This window comes from Streptomyces sp. RB17 (genome assembly GCF_009604455.1).
Lineage (GTDB): Bacteria > Actinomycetota > Actinomycetes > Streptomycetales > Streptomycetaceae > Streptomyces.
The window spans coordinates 299,817-317,885 of record NZ_WEGL01000011.1 but is presented as its reverse complement, the minus strand read 5'-3'; the positions used below and the strand labels follow the sequence as shown (position 1 = coordinate 317,885).

Genomic DNA, 18,069 nt, shown 5'->3' with positions numbered 1-18,069 from the left:
ATTGATCGCCAGAGCACTTACTTCCAGATCGCTGCTCATGGACGGATGATCTCACGCGAGTCGACGCAGGCCGCCTCAACCGGCTTATGCAGCAGGCAGTTTGATCACGACTCGATACGCGCCCTAGACGACCCCGACGCCGACTGGTCCGTGCTCACCACCGAGAACGGCCACCGAGAATGGACCACGTCGCGCACGTCCGGGCCGCGCGCGGTAGCTGCTCGCGCGCGGCCCGGTCTGGCTCTTCGTCAGTCCCCGAGGTCCCTCAGGAACCGGTCGGTGTACTGGAGCGGTGTCGTGCTGGAGACGGAGTTGCACGTGGGGGAGGCATACGTGTCGGAGCAGGGCGTGTCCCGGTCCAGTGACCAGTAGTGCAGCCCGGCCAGGCCGTTGCTGACCGCGTACGACGTCAGCGTGTCCACGTCCGCGGTGGTGAAGGTCTCACTGGTGGCGTCGTTCATGCCGATCATCGGCGTGACGGCGATCTTGCTCGCCGGGATTCCATAGGTGTGCTCGAGGTTCTGCACCGCCTGGATCGCCGACTGCGCCATCTCGCAGCTGCCGTTGGAAACGACGCACACACTGCTGGACGCGTTGCCGTAGTCCATGGTCATCAGGTTGATGACGTAGTGGTTCAGGCCGGAGCCGAGCACCGCCTGGACGACCTCGTTGCCGAGCGAGTTCACTCCGCCGTAGCTGCCGTCGGACGCGCCCAGCGTGGCGAGCGTGAAGGAGAACTGCAGGTTCGGGTACTGCGCCTGGGCTCCCGCCGCGGCGGCGACCAGATTCTGGATGTCCGACGCGCTCTGGCCGCCTTCGATGTCGAAGTCGATGCCTACCAGGTTCGGGCTCGCGTAGCGGGCGATGAAGGACTCCATGCCGGCCGTCGAGGCGCAGGTGAAGCTTCCTGCCGCACCACCGGTCGACACGACGTAGTTCAGGTTGGCGGCCTGGAGTTGGGGCACGTTCTCCGCAGCCCAGTTGGCACCCGAGACGCCTCCCCAGGTCTCGCTGCCGCAGGCGCCGGTAGCGAACGCGACCGTGAGTCCGGGCAGCTTGGGGACGTACTGCGACACCAGGCTCCCGGAACCCACCACCGGCAGGGCGGAACCGGTAACGGCCGACTGCATCTGGTAGGTGTTCCAGTTCATGTTGATGGTGACGTCCTTGTACGGGCTGAAGAGCAGGCCGTTCACCGAACCTGTCCCGGTACCCGTCCCGGTCCCGCCGCCGGTCCCTCCCCCTCCACCTGACGATCCGCCGGTACACGCGCCGTCGGACGTCCACGGCTGCCCGGAACCGCTTCCGCCGTTGCTGGTGGCCGGGTCGTTGTTCTGGGTCCAGAAGTTGGCGGTGTAGTTGACCCCGTTCTCGCTGGCCTGCTGGCCGGCGGTGTAGACGGCGGTGGAACTCCAGGCCGCGGCGCACGTGGTGGCCGCTTGTGCAGCGGGCGCTGAGGCCACTGCGAGGACCGATCCGCCGACTACCAGCCCGAACACCGAACCGGCTGTGAGCGCTGTGCGAAGAGTCCGAATTCCGACACGCATGCACCCTCCAAAGGGGAGAGGAACTATGACAATTGCGCAGGTCGCTGAGCCGGTGAACCGGCGAGCTGACCAACTTTGTACGGGTGGTTAACCGGATTGGTCAAGACCAATTGCAGGATTGGTCGAGACCAATTGTTGAGGGCGCCCTGAGGCCGTCAGGCCCGATTCCCCTTGCCATGGATCGCAGTCAGGACGACTGGTCGTCGTCGGTCACTACGCTGAGCACGGGCGTGCCGACCCGCGCTGCAACGCGGGCCCACTCGGAGGGCATCAAAGGATCATTCGGGAAGACATCGCCTTCCGCGTGCCTGCCGGAACTGATCCACAGGTCTCCAGCATGGCTCCGACATCACCGGGGCAACCAGCGCAGGTCATGGGGCGTTTGACGAGCGCACCGGGGCGACGAGGTGGCTCCGGCGATCGCACCCCGTTGGAGCCTGATCCCGACTCCGGGGCGGCGGCCCCGCAGGCATGCCGCCTCAGTCCCCCGGCTGTCAGATGTGTCCGCGCAGCCTGGCACGTGGCGTCCTGGCACGCGCGCGGGTTCAGCCCGGCCCACACTACGTCGGCGCGGCGATCGCCACCCGGGAACCTCAGTCCTGACGTCCGGTCAGAACCTGGCCGAGGAAGGTCAGCGTGCCGTTGTCGGCGTCGAGGCGGGCACGGACGCCGATGGGGCTCCGGCATGGGAATGGCCTGTCGACCTCGCACGCTACGACCGTCACGGTCTGCTTACTGAGGCCGAGGCGGAAGCACTCCAGAACGTCGACATCGAGCGCCTTCGGCGTGACGGCCTCGCTGCCGACGCGGTGTCTCGGCGGCCGGTCGCCCGACTGGCCCGGCCGTTGGCGGACGCCCTCGCGGCCCTGCACTGGCCGGCGGACGACCGTCATCAGCGGCGGTTCGCGCGGAACGCGGCCGGCCTGGTCCTGATCCGTTGCGGCGAACTGCGGCGGGCCTTCTGGGGCTGGTCGGTCCAGGACTGGACAGACTTGATCAACGCCAGCGGCGCCGAGTTCCGGCGTTCGTGGGGAGGCCAGATCGGCCCCAACGCTCGGCCGTTCGTCCTTGTCTATGCCTACCTGCTCGGCGAGTTCACGGCCTTCGAACGGATCGGCCGCTTCGTAAGGCCGACCTTGGCTCACCGGATCTTCGGTGCCGATCGCGTGGACGATGCCGTCCAGCAGGTCTGCAAAGTGCTGGCCGACTGGGGCTATCGCCGTCACTCCGACCGGCTGGCCCCAGTGATCTGTCAGATGCTGCTGCTGAATCGCAGTCCGCTGCTGGAGGATCCGTCCACCGACGCCCTCGCCGCACTCCGCGGCCACCCGGCGATGAGCGGGCAGTGGGGCAAGGACCTGCACGGACTCCACCGGGCCGTCGCGGCGCTCGGCCACGCGGACCCGCCGCCGTCAGGACACACATCCGGACCGGCGGCGATGGAGGGAGTCCCAGCCCCGTGGGCGGAGTGGGTTGAGCGGTGGTACGCGACATCGACACTGACCCCGAAAATCCGTAGCAGCTACCGCAGCGTGCTCGCCAAGATCGGCCGCTGGCTCGCCGCCGAGCATCCCGACGTCGCCGAACCCGGTCAGTGGACCCGCCAGACCTGCGCGTCCTGGGTCGCGGCAGTGGACCGGATGACCGTCGGCGACTTCTCGCAGTGGACGCACGGCATGCGCTCCCAAGGCCGCCTGGGCAAGCCGCTCACGCCTCATTCGAAGTCTGGCTACCTCAAGGTGCCTCGCGCGTTCTTTCGCGACCTGCACGAATGGGAGTGGATTCCGCGTCGGTTCGACCCCGCCCAGGCTCTGAGGACGCCACGGAGCGTTCGCGCTCTGATGGGCCCGGACCCGCGGGTCATCGCCGATGACATCTGGGCCAAGCTGCTGTGGGCCGGCCTGAACGTCGAGCCGGGCGACCTGCCGACCGCGGACGGGCGCACCTATCCGGTCGAACTGATCCGCGCCATCACGCTGACCTGGCTATTCGCAGGTCAACGCAGCGACGAAATCGCCCGGCTCCGGTTGGGCTGCATCCGTTGGCAGCACGACGGTCTGCCCATCCCCGGCGACTGCGGCGAGGTCCTCGCCCGCGACGCTGTCTGCCTGCTGGACGTGCCCACCCACAAGACCGGCACCGCGTTCACCAAGCCCGTCGACCCCCTGCTCGGCCAGGCCATCGAGGCATGGCAGGCCGTCAGATCCGCCCAGCCGCCCATGCTCGACCGCAAGACCAACGAGTACGCCGACTTCCTGTTCGCCCACCGAGCCCGCCGGGTTGCCAAGCACTACATCAATACGGCGATCATCCCGATGCTCTGCCGCAAGGCCGGCGTCCCCACCGCGGATGTCCGCGGCAACATCACCAGCCACCGGGCCCGGTCCACCATCGCCAGCCAGCTCTACAACGCCAAGGAGCCAATGACGCTCTTCGAGCTGCAGGAATGGCTCGGCCACCGAACTCCCGAGGCGACCACACACTACGCGAAACTCACCCCGAACACCCTGGCCAGGGCCTACAACGACGCCGGCTACTTCGCCCGAAACATGCGCACCATCGAGGTCCTCGTCGACCGTGATGCGGTCACCTCCGGCGCCGCCGCGAACGGCGAACCGTGGCAGTACTTCGACCTCGGCCACGGCTGGTGCACCTACACGTTCTTCGAGCAGTGCCAGCACCGCATGGCCTGCGCACGCTGCGACTTTTACACCCAAGAGCTCCAGCAAGGGCCAACTCCTGGAGGCCAAGGAGAACCTCCAGAAGATGTTGTCCAACATCCCCCTGACGGACGACGAACGCGCCGCGGTCGACGACGGCCAGGCTGCCCTGGACCAACTCCTGGAACGGCTCACCGACGTCCCTACCCCTGCCGGACCAACGCCGCGCCAGCTCGGCACCCCGGCCACCGCGTCGTTGCTGCCAATCATCGAGGTGAGAAGCGGCGGTCATGTCCCGTGATCATGCGGTTTCGGGGGTGGCTTCCGCCCCCGGAACGGGGTATCCGATCTGTGCCAGATCGTCAGCGAGGTCAACGAGCTCGACGTCCGGATTCAACGCCGATACGACACTCTGAGTGAGAGGCCGCAGCGCATAGACGTGGCGGATGGCCTCGATGTCCGTAGTGACCTCGTAGTACTCCTCCGCGAACTGCTGATAGGCCTCGGGACGGCCATCCACCAAGACATCGAACAGCCACTCCGCGCTGCCGCCGTCTTCCACGCCCACAGGCAGGGCCTCGATGGCTCCGGCCCTCCATTCGGAATCTGCCCGTCCACGCCAGAAGCACACGGTCACCCGCGGTATCCCGTCGTGTCCGCTGAACGCCGGCTCCAAGACGTTGTGGGCAAACGCCTCCGGCACTCCGTCGAACAGCCCTGGCCACGGAACTGGGGGCGCGACCCGATACGGGCTCACCGGCGACTCATGATCGAAGCCGCGGGCATACGCACCCGCCTGCGAGAAGACGATCGAGTAGTCATTGCCACACCCGTCTCGCATGGAGGCCATCTCCTCGGCTGGCGACCACCGCGAGTCGAACGAGTAGAACCGGGACTCCCAGTCCGGGCTCATGATGGCGTCGAGGACAGCCATGGCACGAGAGCGGTCGCGAACGATCGAGATCTCTGGCAGCTGGCGGATGACTTCATAGACAGACACAGCCGTATCCAAGCTGATCCCACTGACAGCGCCTACACCGCCCGCTTGACATCGTGGATTCCACAGAAAGGGCGGGAAGTCGTGCGGCAAGTAGCGCCACTGCACCCCGGTGCGGTCCACGTACAGGATCGAGTTCATGATCTCGCGCAGATCATGAACGGGCGGGCGGCCGATGTTCAGCGCATACCGGCGCCGCTCGGCCCGCCAGGCACTCAGGACTGGCTCGATCAACTCCCAGCGGGCATCGGACAGATCACTCGGATACGCGCGACGTTCGGCCATGACCTGGACGTACCGCCGACCGGGGGCGTGCGCCCAGGCGTGAACCGAGAACGGCGGGAGCACCGGCACGCGACGGGCGTCTTGGGATGACACAGGCGCAAGGAACCCCCGCCCCAGCCGTCACCCCATCCAGCGCATGTGCCGCAACCACTCCATCAGACCCGCCGAGACGCCAACCCCTGGTCGAAAAGCCCAGGTCAAAGCGCACATCACTGGTGAAAACGACCTCTCAGAGCCTGTTTTCAAAGCTGCGCCGGTCGTTTCTCCAGTCCAGGATTCGAACGGAGGGCTGCGGGTGCGCGGGCAGCGAAGCCGGCGTACTTTAGCCTTTGATCATGTCTCCCGAGAGGAGCGAATCATTGTGAGCGGAGATGCCGAACTCGTTCCCGGCCCTGACCCGGCACGAGATCTGAACGCGGACGATTCTGAGCACCCGGGGTTTGTTGTCCTTGGCGAGGACGAGACCCCTGGGCATAAGGCCTATTACATTCACCTTGAGGCGAAGCCGGGCAAGGAGGGTGAGCTCAAGAAGTTCCTCGAGGACATCAACGCCGGAGTGGATGATGAGCCGGGTACTGGCCCGTGGTTCGCGCTGCGTTTCTCGAAGACCGTTTTCGGAATTTTCGAAGCTTTCCCGGATGCGGAGGCCCGCCACACTCACGACATGGGTCCCGGAGGCCGCAACTTTCTTCGCTTCGACCTCCTCGCGGACGTACTGGCGTACCCCGCCCGCCTATACCGGCTCGACGTCATGCACGGCAAGTACAGCGTGATGCTCGGCCACAAGGTTGTTCAAGCGTGAGTGCGTGTTTGCGATCCCTGCGCCTCACTGAATGACGATGCTGCTGTCTGCGACTCGGCCGGATCGAAAAGGCGTTGGAGAGGCTCACGGGTTCTCGTAGGGTCCGCGCATGGACTGGCAGAAGTGGCAAGACCGGTACGACACTGCTGACTCGCCCCTCGCTCGTCGGCTGGTCACTGTGCAGGAGCGCATTCGTCTAGCGCTGGAGGACTGCCCTCCCGACCCCTTGCAGGTGGTGAGTCTTTGCGCGGGTCAAGGCCGCGACTTGCTGGGAGTGCTGCCCGGTCACCCACGTGGCCAGGACGTGCGTGCGCGTCTGGTGGAGCTCGACCCGCGAAACGTGGACGTGGCGGCCGAGGCAGCCAGATCAGCTGAGCTGCACAGTATCGAGGCCATTGCTGCGGACGCCGCACTCCTCGATCACTACGACGGCATGGTGCCGGCAGACGTGGTGCTGATCTGTGGGGTCTTCGGCAACATCGTGGACCGGGATATTGAGCGCACCATCAACGCGTGCACGCAGTTGTGCAAGGCCGGGGGGCGGGTCATCTGGACAAGGAACCGCAAGACACCCGACCGTGTGCCGTTGATCTGCGACTGATTCGAAGAGCGCGGCTTCGAGCGCGAGTGGGTCACTGCCCCGGACGAGCTCCAGGCCGTGGGAGTGCACCGTTTCACCGGTCAACCCCAGTCCCTGCAGACGGGCACACGGCTCTTCACCTTCGTGGGGTACGACAAGCTGCAGTCAGTGCCTGTTCCTGAGCCCGGCATGCCAAGCGTCCGGTGACCCGTGGGAGCGCATGCCGAGCTGCTGGGGAGACGTCCCTGATTCTCAACGCGTGTTCAGGCGCATACCGTGACCGCAGCATTGGCCAGTTCCGGGGGTGGGTATGGATGCTGCGGTTTGGCTGACGGGACTGACCGCGTTGGTGGGAGTTTGGTTCGGCGGTCTGCTGTCGTCTCGGGCGCAGGATCGAGCGTGGAGACGTGATGAGGCAAGACTGTGGCGGGAGGCCCGGCGCGCGACGTACGGGTCCTTCGTCGCCTCAGTCAGGCAGTACCGGCTCTATGTGTCTGGCCCCCATGCTCGAATTGAGGTGTGGGCCCGTCCTGATGGAGGACGCCTCATCCCTGGCATCGGCGCGGAGGGTGCCTAGGTTCTGTCGTCAAATGTCACGCCCACATCAGCAGGGCTGCGAGGGTGACTGCTGCTTGGTAGGACTCGGTGGTCTTGTCGTACCGGGTGGCGATGCCGCGCCACTGCTTCAGCTTGTTGAAGCACCGTTCCACCACGTTGCGCCGCTTGTAGGCGTCGCGATCGAAGGCCGGGGGCCGTCCACCACGGCTGCCGCGGTTCAACCGGTTGCGGCCCTGGTCGGCTCGCTCGGGAATGGTGTGGCTGATCCCGCGCCGACGCAGCCGGCTTCGGATCGCCCTGGAGCTGTAGCCCTTGTCGCCCAGGACGTGTGAGGGCCGCACCCGGGGCCGTCCCGGACCCATCCTGGGCACCCGGATCGCCTCCATCACGGCGATGAACTGGGTGCAGTCCTTGGTGTTGCCGCCCGTGACGGTGAAGGCGAGCGGGCGGCCCGCGCCGTCGCAGGCCAAGTGAATCTTGCTGGTCAGGCCGCCTCGGGAGCGTCCGAGCGCCGGGTTGCGGAGCCCCCTTTTCGAGCGCCGGCGGCATGCTGGTGGGCGCGGACGATCGTGGAGTCGACCGACACCAGCCAGTCGATGTCCCCGGCGGCGTCCGCCCGGACCTGGGCGGCGCGGAGCATCCGCTCGAACGTGCCGTCCGCCGCCCACCGGCGAAAACGGGTGGCAGCGTGGCCCACGGCCCGTACCGCTCGGGCACGTCCCGCCAGGCCGTGCCTGTACGGAACTTCCACACGATCCCGTTGAGGACCCTGCGGTCGTCCAGCCGCTTGCGCCCACGCGACGACACGGGCAGCAACGGCCGGACGAACTCCCATTCAGCATCGGACAGTTCATGGCGACGTATCACCCGACCATGATCCACCACTCAAGATCATTTGAAGACACTGCCTAGCGGCCGCAGACGCCCTGGCCCACGAGGACCGTCCGGCCCTCCTGGCCAACGCGCCCGACCAAGTCCCCGAGCGCCGTCTGCTTCGCCGCGTACTGTCACGGGCTTGGCCCGCTGCGGTGCTCATCACCTGCAGCGTTCTGCTCCCGTTGATCCCACCGGTGGCACAGCAGGCTGCCCTGGCGAGCAGCCTGCGCTGGACGCTGATGGTCGCCGGAGTGCTCACCTTCGTGGCCGGCAGTGACATGGCCAGCCGCGTCGGCGGCTCCCTCGACAAGGCACTTCCCTGGCGCTGAGAGCACGTCCGTCCCATGCCCATGTCGCCGACCATGACCAGGTCTTTCCGCGCCTGTACACAGGCCCGCGGCGCGGGCGCCAGGTTCGAGAACGGTGTCCTGATCGAGCGGCAGGAGCAGGCCGCATGACCTGGGCGAAGGCCGTGATGCAACCCTCTCCCGGTGGCAGACTCCGCGTTATGACGTACTTCTGGGTGAGCGACCAGGGTGACAAGTACCACGGCTGGGAAAGGTGCTGGGCCCTTGAAGCCGGGCAGGCCTCTGCCGATTCGCAGGAGGGCTACGAGCCGCGCAACGTGACGCGATACGACAGTGAAGATGCCGCTCGGGCTGCTGCGTTGGAGCACGCCCGGTGCGAGGCTCGCGGATGCTTCGCCCGGGGACGCGGTACGGGGCTCGCCCGGCTGTCGGAGCAGGTCCTCAAGGATCTGGATGATCCGAACTGGCTAGCGCGAAATGACCTGCCAGCCGAGGACTGAGATCTCAACGCTGTTTGGAACCGCGGCTTTGAAGACGAGCACCCGGACCTCGGCAGACTTCGACGTCACCGCTGCCCCCCAGATCCACAGGTATTGACTATTCCTCTCCGGAAACGGCCGCTAGAGGTCTTGGACGGCGCGCAGGGCCTGGTCCACCCGGGCCATGGCCGCAGCGTCGACGGGGCCGAGGAGCTCTGCCCCCTCGAACCGGTTGACCCGCAGTTGCGTGATGTTGACGGCGACCGCGGTGCACGCGATCGGATCCCCGATCACCACCGACATGGCCGTGTCGGGGTACCGGCCGCTCTCGTGCAGCGCGATCACGAGGAGTGCGCCGTAGGACTCCTCCAGTCCGGTCAGGCTGATGATCAGGACGTTGCGTCCGTCGGGCAGGGCCCAGATCTCACCGCGCTTCACAGGGTGTCGCCCTCGCCCGCCAGGTCGTCCCCGAGGCCGAGCGCGGCGAGCTGCTGCGCGGCGTCGAGGGTGGCGGCGCGGCGGGCGGCGCGCACCACGTACGCGTTCACGCTCATGCCGGCCTCGGCGGCGGCCGACCTGATCGAGGGGGCAAGGTCGTCAGGTATACGCAGGGTCATGGTGGTGACAGACATGGTAGCAACCATAGCCACCGGTTCGCGGTGGCGTAAACCGGTGCGGTCGGACGCCTGCGCGCCGAGCCGCACGAAGCCCGCCCCGGGCCTGCACCACAGGCCCGGGGCGGGCAGGCCGGCGGTGCCCCCGGACCGCTCGGGGGGCGAGGTCCGAGGGCACCGCTTCCAGCCGCCGGCCCGCGACGAGGGAGACACGGGCCGACGGGGTCTATGCCACCACGGCGGCCGGCCGGGTGCGGGTGACTCAGGCATCGTCGGCCGCGATGCGCTCCGCGCGGGGGTGCGCATCACCATGTGGGTCCCGGTAGGAATGGGAACAGAAAACCGGCGCTCGACCCTGAACGGGGTGTGGGCCGTGTCGTGCAGGACGGCGGAGCGCCGGATGCCGTGATGCACGGGTCAGCGCTTCGGGATCCTGAGGATGGGACGTTGCTCGCGTGGTGGAGTTCGACCTCACCCTTCGACGCCGCGGGCGGCCGCGCGGACAACGTCCTCCGCGGCAAGGACGGGACTGGGGTCACGTCGGGGTTCCCGGCATAGCGTGTGCCAGTGGTTCGAGGTGTCCGTAGAGGGCCGCGTGGAGTGCGGCGGCCAGTTCGCGGGCCCGGTACTCGCTCTCCACGTCGTAGAGCACGAAGTAGACCGGTCCGGCGGAGGAGTCGTGACGGAACTCGCGGGAGCGGATCAGCCGGAGCACCACGGTGCGGACGGCGTCGTACACCGTGGCATCGACGGCGTGCTGCGGGGCGGTGAGCGCGACGTCCTTGACCGTCCAGTGCAGCCCCAGGCGTCGACGGCGATGAACACGGCAAGTTGTTGCCCGGCCGCCCTGTCCACAGCGTTGAACGCCTCCAGACCCATCACGTCCCGGATCAGGTCAACGGGGCAGGGTGCCGGCAGCGGCTGCATGAGACACATCGTTCCGCCACAGGCACGCCTCGGTGGCACCGACACGGGTGCGTTCGGTGATTACGCGCCGGGCTGGCTTCGGGCTGCGCCGCCCCGGCCGCGCAAGCTGACACCTGCCTCGGTGAGGATGCGGTGGACGAACCCGTAGGAACGCCCGGTGGTTTCGGCCAGGGCCCGGATGCTCGCCCCGCCCTCATAGGCCTGCTTCAGATCGCTCGCAAACCTGTCGCGCGCCTCGCCGGTGATCCGTACGCCCCTGACCATGACTCGTCTCCTGCCTCGCCGTTCCACGTCCCAAGTGGCGATCATCGCCCATCGGCCTGGTCTCCGGCAGCCGAAAGCCGGGTCCTCGTACTGACGCCGTGACTTGCGTTATGCAGCGCTCACCGGACTCGGCGAGGGGCCAGGGCGCCAAGCCGCATGCAGGGAGACACGCCGCGGTCTGCATGGGAAAGATCACACTGGCCGCGGCGCAGAAGGCGATCGGCACCAACTGGACCACCGCCCTGCAAAAGCTCGGTGTGAGCTGACAGCGTCTCTCCGCTACGCAGCCCGTCTGCCGGCTGTTCCGTGCCGAGCTGCCTCCGGCTGTCCGACCGTGATGCTCGCAGCCGCCGTCCGCATGCTGCCCCTGGCCGGAGCCGAGCCGGTCGCCAAGAGGACTGCGCGGTCCGCGAACTGCAAGTGAGTAGTCAAGACTTGTGGATCGTGATCAGGGAGTAGGGGCGCCTGTCGCCGCCGGCACCGCCTTCGAGGCATGCCCGACGCCGCCTGCCCAACCGGACGTTGGCTTTCGCTGATCAGAGCGCGGCGTCGTCGACCTGCGCAGGTACGGCGTGCGGACGCAGGACCATGAGCGAGTCTTCCAGGGCTGCAACCATGGCAAAGGGAAACCGGTCGAGCTCAAGGCAGAGTGCAACGTCGTCAGGATGCACTCCCTGACGCACCCCCTCCGCAAGCTCGGCGGCGGCGCGCGACTCGGCAGCTCGGCGCAGGAACACAGAAGCATCCGCCTCGGCGGCGGTCGACCTGCAAGCGATGTATTCAGCGCACGCCAAGTCTTCTTCGGCCTGTCCGTCTTCGCCGGTGACCACGAACGTGACACTGTCACCCTTGCGTGTCCGCAAGAGCCGAGCGGTCGCCTCCGCCACCACGAAGCTGGCGCACAGCACGAGCGGTGCATCCTTGACGGCAAGGGCGCCGACCGTCCCTGCGGTGGTCTTCTGCACAACGGTCCGTCCGCGAAGGTCAGCTGCCCGCAGCATGCCTGGAGAGTTGACCATGTCGAACCCAGCCGCGGGCGGACCGTCTTTGAGTGCCGCCCAGTCCGGGTGGCGGGTCTTCAGCGCCAGAGCGTCGTCCAGCGACTCGGAAAGAACGATCTTTTCCGCCCCCTGGGCAAAGGCCCAGGCAGCCACGGTGAAGGCACGCATGACGTCGACCACGACCGCCACGGACGGGGCCTCGGCCAGCTCAGCGATGCCAACGAAACGAGCGTCCATTCCGATCATGCTGGCCCAGTGTACTCAGGCCGCTTGCGTCTCGGTGCGTTCGACCAGTCGGCCGTTTTCGAAGCGGGCCCTCGCGCGGACCAGTGGCACCAGGTGGGCGCCCGGTGATCGCGCGCCAGCGGGCCTGGGCGGACTCGACCAGCTTGAACACCATCGCGAGCGCGGCGGCGGGGCTGCCGGCGCCGCGGGCGACCTCGGTGCGGAGCTTGACGGTGGGGGCGCGAGCGGCACAAGCCGTGCCGTACGGCTCACGCCGCATGGGCCGGTCCCCGGTCACCGCCGCGGTGACAACGATGACCGCAGCGGTCTGCGGGCCGACTGCTACCTGACGAGCGACTTCCCCTATGCGGTGCGTGGCCGGCGGCTCGCCGCCTTCTTGGCGGCCGTCTTCTTCGCCGTGGTCTTCTTCGCAGCCGTCTTCCGCTTCGGCTTCACCAGCTCGTGCACCTCGGCCGGCCCGGCAGCCTCGCCGCGGGAGGCCTTCACCTTCGACACCGACTCCTGCAACGCGGCCATCAAATCGAGCACCGCGGACGGCTGCTCGGGCTCCGGGGCCGCGGGGAGCGGCTTCTCCTCACGTTTGGCCCGATGATCCGGGCGATGGCCTCGGTGTAGCGGTCCTGGAAGTCGGGACCCACGAGGTCATCCACGGTCATGGTGTCCATGAGGGCGAGCGCACTGTCGATCTCGTCCTCGGACACCTCGACCGGCGGCGGGAGCAGATCCCGTATCAGGTGCCGGACGGCTGTTCTTGTAAAGCGGGGGTCGTCGGTTCGAACCCGACAGGGGCTCCAGACAGGGAGTCAGAGGTCCACCGTGGTGCCCGGGGTTAGGTGGGTGTATGTGGTGGCCGGGGTGAGGTCGGTCAGGGCGTGGTGGATAGCGCCCAGGCCGATGGGGGTGAGGCCGGCGTCGTGAGTCGCGTAGGCGCGGTGGGCGCCTACTGCGGTGGTGTAGTCGACGACCTCGGCCAGTTTGGACCAGGGGGCGTGGACTGGTAGGAGCAGGGTGTGCACCGGGGCGTCGGGGACGGTGAGGGCGTCGCCGGGGTGGAAGAGGCTGTCGACCAGGTAGCCGGTGTTCGGTATCCGGTCCCACCGGGGGTGCACCCGGGCGTGCCACTGGCCGTGCACCTGGACCGGGAAACCGGCGGCGTCGAAGGCGTCGCCCTCGCCCACCACTCGTACCCGGCCCGCGCCGAGCCCGTCGAGTCTGGCCGCGACGGCGGCGTTGGTCCAAACCCGCAGCCCCGGATGTGCTGCGGCGGCGCGGCGCAGCGCCGCCTCGTCGAAGTGGTCGGGATGCTCGTGGGTGATGAGGACCGCGTCGGCGTCGGTCAGCGCGGCGGGCTCGGTGTAGGCGCCTGGGTCCAGCACGAGCACCTGGCCGGCCCGCTCCAGCCGTACACAGGAGTGTCCGTACTTGGTCATTCGCATGGGTCAACCCCTAGTTCTGGTGGTTCGGCGGGAGGAGGTCGCGGCTCTTGCGGATGGGACTCAGCAGCAGCGAGAGGGGGGGACGGCGCAGGCGCTCAGCCTGAGCACGGCCAAGGTGGCGCGCGCGCCGACCTGGGCCGAGAGCAAGCCGGCGGTCAGTGCGCCGAGGGGCGCGGCGCCCCAGGAGACGAAGCGGACCGTGGCCATGACCCGGGGCAGCAGTTCTGCGGGCGTGGCGGTCTGCCGGTAGGTACGGGTGAGCACGCTCAGCACGACCAGACCGCCGTTGTAGCCGGCGTAGCCGACCGCGAACAGGAGCAGGCCCCAGCCCGGGGTGGCGGTCGGGATCAGCAGGGCGGCACCCGCCGCGAACAGGCCCGCGGCGATCAGGGCGCGGCCGCTGCCGAGGCGGTTCGCCAGACGGGTCGTCAGTGCCGCGCCGGCCAGGCTCCCGAGTCCTTCGGCCGCCATCAGGATGCCGACGGCCCCCGCCGACGCGCCCAAGGTGCGCAGCAGGAAGAACGGGCTGATGGCGAGGAGCGCGCCGCAGACGAAGTTGGCGACTGTGGCCATGATCAGCGTGGGCCGGATGACGGGGTGGCGGGTGACGTACCGCCAGCCTTCCGCGATCATCGAACGGATGGAAGGGGAGGCACCGCGGCTCTCCTGGGGGACCGGGCGAGGCAGGCTCCACATCAGCACTGCGGAGACCAGGTAGCTCACCACGTCGACCAGCAGGGTGGCGGCCGCGCCCAGGAGTTGCACCAGGACGCCGCCCAGGGAGGGACCGCCGAGTTGGGTCGCGGCGTTGGATCCCGAAGTCAGGCTGTTGCGGCGGGTGAGTTCCTCCTTGCTGACCAGGCTCGGCAGCAACGAGGCGTTGCCGACATCGAAGACCACATTGGCCAGGCCCACCACCAGCGCGACGACGACGAGCAGCGCGATGCTGAGGTGGTGCGTGGCGGCGGCGACCGGGATGGTCGGCGTCGGCCCGGGGGCCGGCGCCGGTGACTCAAAGGGCGTTGTCACGGGGCGCCGTCCTCCTTGTCGGCCGCCGCTGTGACGCGGTTCCCCGGGGTCGTCGCGTTGCGCGAACGGGTCGCACGTACCACCTGCTGCACGGTCAGTCCGAGCACCGGAGCCAGCGTGGCGATCAGGGCCTCATGGCCCGTCATCACCATCGCTGTGCTCCAGCCGAACACCACCATCGTGATCAGCACGAGGCGATCACTATCGTCCTGGTGTCCATCACACTCCTTGATGTCATGCCGCAGTCATCCGGAAGCCACGTCAAAGGGACCCCTCAACAAGCGGGTGCCGAACCGCTGTTGAGGAGCCTCAGCATGGAGCGCCGCCGACGGCCAAGTCAGTGACGGTGCTCGCCACGGTGGTCACCGTCATGGTCGTGGTCACCGTCCCAGGAGACGGCGTCGACGAAACGACTGCGGTCGTTGCACAGCGTCGCCGTGTCGCCGTCGCTCCGCGACACCGCCCGGATGACACGTAGCACACGAGCTTGGCTCCGCCCCGTCGCGTGGCCGTGATCACAGAGGTCTTCTCAACTGGCTTGATCGCCAGGTTGTGTGCCGTGATGGCGTTGGCCGAGCGTCTGGTCCCTGACGGGTGCTCGTACGTCGACGCCTGCTCGCCGGTTCTCAGGACAGTGCGTCAGGTGGGCCGAACCTGTTGCGACACCTCCTCGGCGACGTATTCCTCGTGGAAGCCGAATCGTGCTCCGATCTCCTGGTAGCGAGCGAGCTGGGGCGCGGTGACTGCGACGTCGTACGAGGCCAGGAGACGCAAGAGGAAACGGAAGCCGAGATCCGGGTCAACGGACGTCACCGTTTCCTCAAGCACCAAGGCGATTCCCCCGGCCGCCGCCGACCGGCGTTGATCGGCCACGGACCGGTCCAGCGCCGGCCCGATGTCGCGCACCTCACGCAGAACCGGTTCGGTCAGATCGCTCCGAAGCGTGGGCGGGGCGGGGAGGTAGGCGGGTGCGACATCGGCCAGCCGCGCCGTGCACACCTCGGCGATCTCCCGCAGCCAGCCCCGCCCGTCCGCGTCGAACGTCCCCTTTGCACTAGGGTGTCGCGCCGCGGTGCGCCACAGGCACGTGACCGCGTCGTCGGACAGTGCCGAATCCGCCAGGCGGCGCACGTCCTGCAGGAGGACGGCGGCCTGGGTGCCAGGGGCGAGGCCACGGTCGCCATGGGCGAGTCTGCCGATGAGTTCTCGGGCGGTCTGCGAGCCCTCGTACCGCCAGACATCCCACTCACCGTCGAACATCGCCACGAGGAACGGCAGCCCGAAACGGGTCCCGAAGTCCCGGCGGCTCCCATCCAGAGGGCGCCACCGCACGACCAGGCCCTCGAAGATCGCCACAAGAGGGTATGCCAGCCGGTCCCCGATGCTCAGCAGCCGGTCGTACTGGTCCTCGTCCACCGGCACGGCGTACGCCTTGAGCACACGCAGGAACAGCCGGAAGCCGAGGTCGGCGTCGGCCTCATCGACGATCCGGCGCAGCGTGCTCACCACTTGGGGCAGCGGCACGATCCTCCTCACCGCGGGCTCGGCCGACCGGATCTCGGCCAGCACGCAGGAGCGAAGTTCCCCTTCCGGCAGGACAGACCCCTGCGGCTTGGTCTCCTCCGGCACGTCCACCGGGCTCACCTCGGCGAGCATGCGCAACCACTCACGGGCACCGATGCCATGGTCACCGGGGTCGAAACTTCCTCCCGTCACGGCTGGCCAGACGACCCTGACCACCTCGTCCGGCACCGGCGACTCCAGCAGGAGCCGGACGTCCTTGCCGAGCTGGTGGTCCTCCTGATCGTGGGCCGTCTCCGCAGCCAGTTCCAGTACCGACAAGGGCTCCGGACGGGATCCCTTCGCGAAGCACAGTTTCCCGCTGAGTCCGCTGAGGCCGAAGTCCTCCTCGTATGCGACGTAGTACACCTCACGGTGCCTGGTCATGCTGCCTCCCTGGCACACGGGCGCCCCTGTTCGAGGGGCGCCCGTGTCTTCACTGATCTTCAGGGTCTTCTGCCGGCGTCCACTATCCCTTCGGAAGCGGGAAGGATGTGTAGACGACGAACTTGGTCGGCTTGTGCTGCTTACCCACGTACTTCAGCAGGATCCGCACCTTGGTGCCGGCCGCCTCACCGGCCCGGGGGCCGCCTCTCGTGAACACGCGGCCCAGGGAGGCCGGGCCGTTGCGAAGGTCCCACTCGATCGGCAAGGCGTCCGTCTTGGAGTTGAACGGTCGGCGAACCGGTGCCCGGTGGGCCATGGCGACCCGCTCTCGGCCAATGCCGGAGCCGGCGCCTTCTCCGGCACCGACTCGGCGAAGGTCACGCGGAGGCACGAGCGGTGGCGGGAGACGCACCGCTCGGCCGCTTCGCCGAGGTTGCGCCAGAGGTGGAACCGGTCGGCGACCTGGACCGCGGTGGGCGCCCCGATGCTGGCGCCCTCGGCGAAGAACGGGGCGCGATCGCGGCAGACGACCTCGATCCCCGGGTGCTCGGCCAGCCAGGCCGCGACAGTGCTCGCGTCGCGATCTGGCAGTAGGTCCACCGGTTTGCGGGTCTCGACATCGACCAGCACGGTCCCGTAGACACGGCCCTTGCGCATCGCGTACTCGTCGACGCCAATTACACGCGGAACCTGTGGCTGAGATTCCGGGAGGGCCTCGACCAGCCGCAGGACCGTGCTCCGGCTGGCCCTCACACCGAAGACGTCGGCCAGCCGGGCACCGGCTCGACCGGCCAGAGCGAGGCCGACCTCCGCCAGCACCGACCGCATTCGTTCGGTCCGTTGGCTGTACCGGCGGGTCAGGCCCGCGACCTGCTCGACGAACGTCCGTCGCCCGCAGGAGTCGTCTTCGCACGTGAAACGCCGGACACGACGTCGTAGCACCACCTGCCGTCCTGCCACGGGGAGGTCAGCTGGAAACCGCAGGTAAGAGCCGTGCACCCGCCCGAACCAGCTTCCGCAGCCTGGACACCAAGCCCCAACCGTCAGGCATCTGACACCGACTCGGATCACCTCGCCATCGTCCCGCACCGACTCCACCCTGTCACCGTCCCCCCACCACTGGATCAACTCCTGATCCACCTCGCCGAAGACCGCGACGGCGCCCTCGCGCTCGGCCGGAGCACGGACCACTCCTGGCTCCTGCCCGGCACCCGCCCCGGCCGCCCCCGCAGCCCCCGCCAACTGCGCACGCGCCTCGCGTCCTACGGCCTGCTCTCCCGGCTCGGACGCAACAGCGCACTGATCGACCTCGCAGCGCAGATGCCCCCTGCCGTCCTCAGCGAGGTCCTTGGCGTCTCCATCGGAGCGGCCACTGGCTGGGCCGCCGCCGCGGGCGACCCCCGCGCGCAGTACGCCGCCGACCTCAGCCGCCGCTCGAAGAGCGGAGACCAGGGTCGGATCCTTGCGGTGACACCCTCGAAGAACGGAGGCCACGGCGTGAGTGAATAGGGGC

Annotated in this window: 20 protein-coding genes and 4 pseudogenes; 7 read left to right on the top strand and 17 right to left on the bottom strand. The window is 68.1% G+C overall.

Going from position 1 to position 18,069, the window contains the following annotated elements:
* Positions 1-248 precede the first annotated feature (248 nt).
* Positions 249-1,463 carry a carbohydrate-binding protein gene (locus SRB17_RS39280; protein WP_323377292.1) on the bottom strand — a complete coding sequence of 405 codons (1,215 nt, stop codon included), beginning with the start codon at positions 1,461-1,463 and terminating at the stop codon, positions 249-251.
* A gap of 584 nt (positions 1,464-2,047) precedes the next feature.
* Between SRB17_RS39280 and SRB17_RS48280 the strand changes: the two genes are divergently transcribed.
* Positions 2,048-4,627 carry a tyrosine-type recombinase/integrase gene (locus tag SRB17_RS48280; protein ID WP_323377290.1) on the top strand — a complete coding sequence of 860 codons (2,580 nt, stop codon included), beginning with the start codon at positions 2,048-2,050 and terminating at the stop codon, positions 4,625-4,627.
* Positions 4,628-5,279: 652 nt separating this feature from the next.
* Here SRB17_RS48280 and SRB17_RS39265 read toward each other — a convergent pair.
* Positions 5,280-5,489: pseudogene (locus SRB17_RS39265) on the bottom strand (transposase); the annotation flags it as partial.
* 136 nt (positions 5,490-5,625) lie between these two features.
* On the opposite strand from SRB17_RS39265, the gene SRB17_RS46975 reads away from it, so the two are divergent.
* Together SRB17_RS46975 and SRB17_RS39255 are read left to right on the top strand one after the other, a co-directional pair.
* The gene (locus SRB17_RS46975; RefSeq protein WP_228396519.1) at positions 5,626-6,291 is read left to right on the top strand and encodes a putative quinol monooxygenase; all 666 of its coding nucleotides are present in this window, start codon (positions 5,626-5,628) and stop codon (positions 6,289-6,291) included.
* 109 nt (positions 6,292-6,400) lie between these two features.
* Positions 6,401-6,892 (top strand): methyltransferase, encoded by a 492-nt coding sequence (locus tag SRB17_RS39255; RefSeq protein WP_228396518.1) that lies wholly within the window; start codon positions 6,401-6,403, stop codon positions 6,890-6,892.
* A 572-nt stretch (positions 6,893-7,464) separates the two neighbouring features.
* On the opposite strand, the pseudogene SRB17_RS39250 reads toward SRB17_RS39255, so the two are convergent.
* A pseudogene (locus SRB17_RS39250) lies at positions 7,465-8,293 on the bottom strand (IS5 family transposase).
* 206 nt (positions 8,294-8,499) lie between these two features.
* Between SRB17_RS39250 and SRB17_RS47780 the strand changes: the two are divergent.
* Together SRB17_RS47780 and SRB17_RS39245 are read left to right on the top strand one after the other, a co-directional pair.
* Positions 8,500-8,634 carry a hypothetical protein gene (locus tag SRB17_RS47780; RefSeq protein ID WP_267133481.1) on the top strand — a complete coding sequence of 45 codons (135 nt, stop codon included), beginning with the start codon at positions 8,500-8,502 and terminating at the stop codon, positions 8,632-8,634.
* A 179-nt stretch (positions 8,635-8,813) separates the two neighbouring features.
* Positions 8,814-9,113 carry a hypothetical protein gene (locus SRB17_RS39245; protein ID WP_153546043.1) on the top strand — a complete coding sequence of 100 codons (300 nt, stop codon included), beginning with the start codon at positions 8,814-8,816 and terminating at the stop codon, positions 9,111-9,113.
* Positions 9,114-9,233: 120 nt separating this feature from the next.
* On the opposite strand, the gene SRB17_RS39240 is transcribed toward SRB17_RS39245, so the two are convergent.
* The 4 genes from SRB17_RS39240 to SRB17_RS39225 form a co-directional block, all read right to left on the bottom strand.
* The gene (locus SRB17_RS39240; protein WP_323377288.1) at positions 9,234-9,530 is read right to left on the bottom strand and encodes a hypothetical protein; all 297 of its coding nucleotides are present in this window, start codon (positions 9,528-9,530) and stop codon (positions 9,234-9,236) included.
* Positions 9,527-9,724: a toxin-antitoxin system HicB family antitoxin gene (locus tag SRB17_RS39235; RefSeq protein WP_228396517.1), complete on the bottom strand. Its 198-nt coding sequence runs from the start codon at positions 9,722-9,724 to the stop codon at positions 9,527-9,529. The genes SRB17_RS39240 and SRB17_RS39235 overlap by 4 nt, the downstream gene beginning before the upstream one ends.
* A 517-nt stretch (positions 9,725-10,241) precedes the next feature.
* On the bottom strand, positions 10,242-10,445 hold the full coding sequence (locus tag SRB17_RS46970) for a hypothetical protein (protein ID WP_228396516.1): 204 nt from the start codon (positions 10,443-10,445) through the stop codon (positions 10,242-10,244).
* A 248-nt stretch (positions 10,446-10,693) separates the two neighbouring features.
* On the bottom strand, positions 10,694-10,897 hold the full coding sequence (locus SRB17_RS39225; RefSeq protein WP_153546041.1) for a helix-turn-helix domain-containing protein: 204 nt from the start codon (positions 10,895-10,897) through the stop codon (positions 10,694-10,696).
* A gap of 110 nt (positions 10,898-11,007) precedes the next feature.
* On the opposite strand from SRB17_RS39225, the gene SRB17_RS46965 reads away from it, so the two are divergent.
* Positions 11,008-11,163 carry a hypothetical protein gene (locus tag SRB17_RS46965; protein WP_153546039.1) on the top strand — a complete coding sequence of 52 codons (156 nt, stop codon included), beginning with the start codon at positions 11,008-11,010 and terminating at the stop codon, positions 11,161-11,163.
* Positions 11,164-11,433: 270 nt separating this feature from the next.
* Here the strand turns inward: SRB17_RS46965 and SRB17_RS39215 are convergent, their stop codons facing one another.
* The 10 genes and pseudogenes from SRB17_RS39215 to SRB17_RS48275 all read right to left on the bottom strand — a co-directional run.
* Complete coding sequence (locus tag SRB17_RS39215; protein ID WP_153546129.1) at positions 11,434-12,135, bottom strand: 2-phosphosulfolactate phosphatase; 702 nt, start codon at positions 12,133-12,135, stop codon at positions 11,434-11,436.
* A 24-nt stretch (positions 12,136-12,159) separates the two neighbouring features.
* Positions 12,160-12,358 (bottom strand): annotated as a pseudogene (locus SRB17_RS46960) (IS256 family transposase); the annotation flags it as partial.
* 128 nt (positions 12,359-12,486) lie between these two features.
* Positions 12,487-12,660 carry a hypothetical protein gene (locus tag SRB17_RS46955; protein WP_228396514.1) on the bottom strand — a complete coding sequence of 58 codons (174 nt, stop codon included), beginning with the start codon at positions 12,658-12,660 and terminating at the stop codon, positions 12,487-12,489.
* 287 nt (positions 12,661-12,947) lie between these two features.
* Complete coding sequence (locus SRB17_RS39205) at positions 12,948-13,580, bottom strand: MBL fold metallo-hydrolase (protein ID WP_153546037.1); 633 nt, start codon at positions 13,578-13,580, stop codon at positions 12,948-12,950.
* A 60-nt stretch (positions 13,581-13,640) separates the two neighbouring features.
* A complete protein-coding gene (locus SRB17_RS39200) occupies positions 13,641-14,609 on the bottom strand; it encodes an MFS transporter (protein WP_323377286.1) in 969 nt (322 codons plus the stop codon).
* Positions 14,606-14,800, bottom strand: a complete 195-nt coding sequence (locus tag SRB17_RS39195) for a hypothetical protein (protein ID WP_228396536.1) — start codon at positions 14,798-14,800, stop codon at positions 14,606-14,608. Before SRB17_RS39195 ends, SRB17_RS39200 begins: the two co-directional genes overlap by 4 nt.
* Positions 14,801-14,946: 146 nt before the next feature.
* Positions 14,947-15,069 carry a hypothetical protein gene (locus tag SRB17_RS47775; RefSeq protein ID WP_267133480.1) on the bottom strand — a complete coding sequence of 41 codons (123 nt, stop codon included), beginning with the start codon at positions 15,067-15,069 and terminating at the stop codon, positions 14,947-14,949.
* 179 nt (positions 15,070-15,248) lie between these two features.
* The gene (locus SRB17_RS39190) at positions 15,249-16,556 is read right to left on the bottom strand and encodes a hypothetical protein (protein WP_153546035.1); all 1,308 of its coding nucleotides are present in this window, start codon (positions 16,554-16,556) and stop codon (positions 15,249-15,251) included.
* Positions 16,557-16,638: 82 nt separating this feature from the next.
* Entirely contained in the window at positions 16,639-16,821 is a 183-nt protein-coding gene (locus SRB17_RS46950) for an RNase A-like domain-containing protein (RefSeq protein WP_323377303.1), read from the bottom strand.
* Positions 16,822-16,961: 140 nt separating this feature from the next.
* Positions 16,962-17,555, bottom strand: a pseudogene (locus SRB17_RS48275) (ISL3 family transposase); the annotation flags it as partial.
* Between SRB17_RS48275 and SRB17_RS48270 the strand changes: the two are divergent.
* Positions 17,550-18,065, top strand: coding sequence for a hypothetical protein (locus SRB17_RS48270; protein WP_194294273.1), 516 nt, complete (start codon positions 17,550-17,552; stop codon positions 18,063-18,065). The pseudogene SRB17_RS48275 and the gene SRB17_RS48270 sit on opposite strands and share 6 nt — an antisense overlap.
* Positions 18,066-18,069 lie beyond the last annotated feature (4 nt).